Annotated in this window: 4 protein-coding genes; 3 read left to right on the top strand and 1 reads right to left on the bottom strand. The window is 73.1% G+C overall.

The features are described from left to right. Positions 1–1560, top strand: a 1560-nt coding sequence (gene mutS, locus G3573_RS20035) for a DNA mismatch repair protein MutS (RefSeq protein ID WP_163263442.1), incomplete at its 5' end; no start/stop codon positions are given. A 58-nt stretch (positions 1561–1618) separates the two neighbouring features. After that, positions 1619–2056 (top strand): hypothetical protein, encoded by a 438-nt coding sequence (locus G3573_RS20030; RefSeq protein ID WP_163263441.1) that lies wholly within the window; start codon positions 1619–1621, stop codon positions 2054–2056. Between the two features lie 3 nt (positions 2057–2059). On the opposite strand, the gene G3573_RS20025 is transcribed toward G3573_RS20030, so the two are convergent. Continuing rightward, complete coding sequence (locus tag G3573_RS20025; RefSeq protein ID WP_163263440.1) at positions 2060–2425, bottom strand: VOC family protein; 366 nt, start codon at positions 2423–2425, stop codon at positions 2060–2062. A 228-nt stretch (positions 2426–2653) separates the two neighbouring features. On the opposite strand from G3573_RS20025, the gene G3573_RS20020 reads away from it, so the two are divergent. Further along, positions 2654–4891: [protein-PII] uridylyltransferase (locus G3573_RS20020; RefSeq protein WP_163263439.1), on the top strand; the 2238-nt coding region annotated here is incomplete at its 3' end.

Raw genomic sequence — 4891 nt, 5'->3', positions numbered from 1 at the left:
ACCCTGGGCCGCGGCGGCCCGCGCGACCTGGGGGCCCTGCGCCAGGGCCTGACCGCCGGACTGGAGCTCGGCGCCCTGTTCGCCGCCGCCCGCGAGCCGCTGGCCGGTCCGCCAGCCGAACTGGCCGAGGCGCTGGCCGCGCTCGCCCCCGACGCCGAGCTCTCGGCCCTGCTGGAAGACCTGCGCGTCGGCCTGGCGGAAGAGCTGCCGCTGTCCGCGCGCGACGGCGGCTTCGTCGCCCCGGGCTTCCGCCCCGAACTGGACCAGGCCCGCGCGCTCCGCGACGACAGCCGCAAGGTGGTCGCCACCCTGGAAGCCGAGGTGCAGGCCCAGTCCGGCGTGGCCCTGAAGGTCAAGCACAACGCCGTGCTGGGCTACTTCCTGGAGACCAGCGCCAAGCAGGGCGAGCCGCTCATGCGCCCGCCGCTGAACGCCACCTTCATCCATCGCCAGACCCTGGCCGACAAGGTGCGCTTCACCACCGTGGAGCTGGCCGACCTCGACGCCCGCATCGCCCAGGCCGGCGAACGCGCGCTCGCCATGGAGAGCGAGACCTTCGAAGGCTTCCGCGCCCGCGCCGCCGCCCTGGCCGCGCCGATCCAGCTGGCCGCCGAAGCCCTGGCCCGCCTGGACGTCGCCTCGGCCCTGGCGGAATGGGCGGAAGAGGCCCAGGCCGTGCGGCCCATGGTTGATCAATCTCGACAGTTCCTGGTCGAGGGGGCCCGCCACCCGGTGGTCGAGGCGGCCGTGCGCCGTTCGGGCGAGGCCTTCACCCCCAACGACTGCGCCCTGGACGGCGTCGGCGAAGCCGGCCCGCGCCTGGCCGTGGTCACCGGCCCGAACATGGCCGGTAAGTCGACCTTCCTGCGCCAGAACGCTCTGCTGGCCGTGCTGGCCCAGGCCGGCGCCTTCGTGCCGGCGCGCAAGCTGACCTTGGGCGTGGTCGACCGGCTGTTCAGCCGCGTCGGCGCCGGCGACGACCTGGCCCGCGGCCGCTCCACGTTCATGATGGAGATGGTCGAGACCGCCGCCATCCTGACCCAGGCCACCGACCGCTCGCTGGTGGTGCTGGACGAGATCGGCCGGGGCACCGCCACCTATGACGGCCTGGCCATCGCCTGGGCCTGCGCCGAGGCCCTGCACGAGACCAACAAGGCCCGCACCCTGTTCGCCACGCACTATCACGAGCTGGCCCGGCTGGAGGAGCGTCTGGACCACGTCGGCAACCTGTCGATGCGGGCCAAGGAGTGGAACGGCGAGCTGGTGTTCCTGCACGAGGCCGGCCCCGGCGCCGCCGACCGCTCCTACGGCGTACAGGTCGCCCGTCTGGCCGGCGTGCCGCCCCAGGTGGTCAGCCGCGCCCGCGAGGTGCTGGAGACGCTGGAGGCCGAGGAAGCCTCGCCCGCCCGCCTGGACGACCTGCCCCTGTTCGCCGCCGCCCGCCCCGCCCCGGTCGCCGAGCCCTCGGCCCTGGACAAGGCGCTGGCCGCCATCGACCCGGACGAACTCACCCCGCGCGAGGCGCTGGACGCGCTTTACCGGCTGAAGGGGCTGAGCTGACCGCACTGGGAACCGCCGTCGGGAGCCGGGACTTCACCGGGGTCTGAAGGAGGCCCCCATGTCCCATCCCCTGGCGCGCGCCCTAGCCGTCGGCTGCGCTGCGGTCCTCGCCGCCCCGCCCGTCCTGGCGCAGACCGAAGCGCCGGTGAAGGCCGGCCCCGCGCAGGCGCCGGTCACGAGCGGCGCCAAGCCGATCGTCTCGACCTGGCCGGTGATCGGGGTCATGCCCTGCGCCCGGCACGCCGACGAACCGATGAAGCAGTGCCGGTTCGGCGTGGTGCGCCAGGGCGCCGGCGGCGGACGCGTGACGGTCACCTGGCCGGACGGCGGCCAGCGGGTGATCGTCTTCACCGGCGGCGCGCCGACCAGCTTCGAACCCGTCGAGGCCGGCGACGCCGACGCGAAACTGTCCTTCAAGCGCGACGTCGACCTCTACCAGGTGAGCATCGGCGCCGAGCGGTTCGAGATCCCCGACGTGGCGATCAGCGGCGGCTGAGCCTTACTTGTCCAGCTGGTGCAGCAGCAGGGCGTTGCCCTCGCTGTCCAGGCACACCGACATCCGGCAGTGCGGACCCTTGATGACGTCGCTGCGGAAGGTGACGCCCTTGGCCTTCAGGTCGGCGATGAGCGCGTCGAGGTCCTCGACCTCCAGAGCGATCGTGCCGCCGGACGAGGCGCTCGGCTCGTCGCCGGTGACGTTGGTGATGGCCAGGCAGCCGCCCTCGGGCAGGTCGTACTCGATCCAGGCGCGCTCGCCCTCGCCGCCGACCGAGCCGGGCTTCAGGCCGAGCGTCTCCTCGTAGAACCGCCGCGCCCGCGCCACGTCGCGAACCGGGTACATGGTGAAAGCGACCTTCCGGAACATCGGGCGTCTCCCTTCGACTTTCCTTCTCCCCCTGCGGGAGAAGGACGGAGCCCGCGCGCCGGAGCGGAACGCGAAGGCCTGCGCCGGAGGATGAGGGGTCGCGCCACCCTTCTTTCGGCGACCCTGGGCGCGACCCCTCATCCTCCCGTCCTGACCTCCGCCCTTCGGGCTCCGGTGGACGGGACCCTCCTTCTCCCACAAGGGGAGAAGGGAGGCTATGTTGCCCCCATGTCCGCCCTGCCCCGTCCCGCCCGCGCCCCCGCGCCCGATCCGGCCGAGGTCGCCGCACGGCTGGAGATGATCGCCGCGGCGACCGAGGGCGACGACGCCGAGCGGCGCCGGCTGGCCCTGGCGGTGCTGAAGGAAACGCTGGAGCAGGGCCGCGCCTCGGCTCGGGCCCGGCTGGACGCCGGGGCCGGCGGGGTGGAGGTGGCCCGCGAGCTCTGCAGCGCCGCCGACGTGGTGGTGCGCGCCCTGTGGGACTTCGCCCACGTCCACGTGCTGCGCACCCGCAACCCCACCGCTGGTGAACGCCTGGCCCTGATCGCCACCGGCGGCTACGGGCGGGGCGTGCTGGCCCCCTACTCCGACCTCGACCTGCTGTTCCTGCGGCCCTGGAAGGAGACCGCGTTCAGCGAGAGCCTGATCGAGTTCATGCTCTACGCCCTGTGGGACCTGGGGCTGAAGGTCGGCTGGGCGTCGCGCTCGATCGACGAGTGCGTGAAGCTGTCCCGCGAAGACATGACCATCCGCACGGCGCTGCTGGAAATGCGCCCGCTGGCCGGCGAGGCGGCGCTCGCCGAGAAGCTGCGCGCCCGGTTCGTGAAGGACGTGATCAAGGGCACGGCGGCGGCCTTCGTGGAGGCCAAGCTGAAGGAGCGCGACGCCCGCCACGCCAAGAGCGGCGCCTCGCGCTATCAGGTCGAGCCCAACGTCAAGGACGGCAAGGGGGGGCTGCGCGACCTCAACACCCTGTTCTGGATCGCCCGCTACTTCGCCCCGGAGAGCCCGCTGGGCCTGAAGACCCTGAAGACCCTGTATTCCGGCAAGGAGCAGCGCACCTTCGAGCAGGCCTTCGACTTCCTTTGGGCGGTGCGCATCCGCCTGCACTTCGCCGCCGGGCGGGCCGAGGAGCGGCTGGGCTTCGACCGCCAGGCCGAGCTGGCCGCCCAGATGGGCTACGCCGGCCGCGGCGAAGCCCCGGCGGTGGAGCGGTTCATGCGCCGCTACTTCCTGACCGCCAAGGAGGTGGGCGCCCTGACCCGCACCTTCTGCGCCAAGCTGGAGGCCGACCGGATCAAGGCCCCGCAAGGCCTGTCGCGCCTGCTGCCCAGCCGCAGGCGGCGCAAGAAGAAGCTCGACGTCGAGGGCTTCGTCGAGGACGACGGCCGCCTGTCGATCGCCGGGCCGAAGGTGTTCGAGCAGGACCCGGTCAATCTGCTGCGGCTGTTCCGCACCGCCGACCAGATGGACCTGGACCTGCATCCGGACGCCTTCACGGCGGTCAGCCGGTCGCTGGCCCTGGTCACGCCCAAGCTGCGGCGCGATCCGGAGGCGGCGCGCGCCTTCCTGGACGTGCTGGCGCGGGGAAACCAGCCCTACCGCATCCTCACGCTGATGAACGACGCCGGCCTCCTGGGCCGCTTCCTGCCGGAGTTCGGGCGGATCGTCGCCCAGACCCAGCTGAACATGTACCACGCCTACACCGTGGACGATCACACCCTGCGCGCGGTCGGGATCATCAAGGACATCGAGCAGGGGCGCCTGGCCGAGGAGCATCCGCTGTCGGCCTCGATCCTGCCGATGATCGCCGACCGCGAGGCGCTGTACCTGGCCATGCTGCTGCACGACACCGGCAAGGGCGGCTCGCGCGGCCAGGCGGTGGACGGGGCCATCGCGGCCAGGCGGGCCTGCGAGCGGCTGGGCCTGTCGCGGCGCAAGGGCGAGCTGGTCAGCTGGCTGGTCGAGCACCACCTGGTGCTGTCCGACTTCGCCCAGAAGCGCGACGTGGCCGACCCCGACACCGTCGCCGCCTTCGCCCGCATCGTCGAGAACCCCGAGCGCCTGCGCCTGCTGCTGGTGCTGACCGTCGCCGACGTGCGCGCGGTCGGGCCGGGCGTGTGGAACGGCTGGAAGGGCCAGCTGATGCGTGACCTCTACAGCGCCACCGAGGCCGCCTTCCGCGGCGGCCGCGGGGCCGACCCGGCGGCCGGCGTGCGCACCCGCCAGGCCGAGCTGGCCGAGGCGGCGCGTCGACGGTTGATCGAGGTTGATCCGGCCGCCGCCGACTGGGCCGCCTCCATGGAAGACGCCTACTTCTCGGCCTTCGACGCGGAGGAGCAGGCCGCCCACGCCGACCTGGTGCGCCGGGCCGAGACGACCGGCGCTGCAGCCTCGGCCCGCACGCGGGTGACCCGCAACGCCGCCGAGCTGGTGCTGGCCGCGCGCGACCGCAAGGGTCTGTTC

This window comes from Caulobacter sp. 17J65-9, assembly GCF_010975005.1.
GTDB lineage: Bacteria > Pseudomonadota > Alphaproteobacteria > Caulobacterales > Caulobacteraceae > 17J80-11.
Note: the sequence above shows the minus strand (reverse complement) of the source record. Positions and strands in the feature narration are given on the sequence as shown.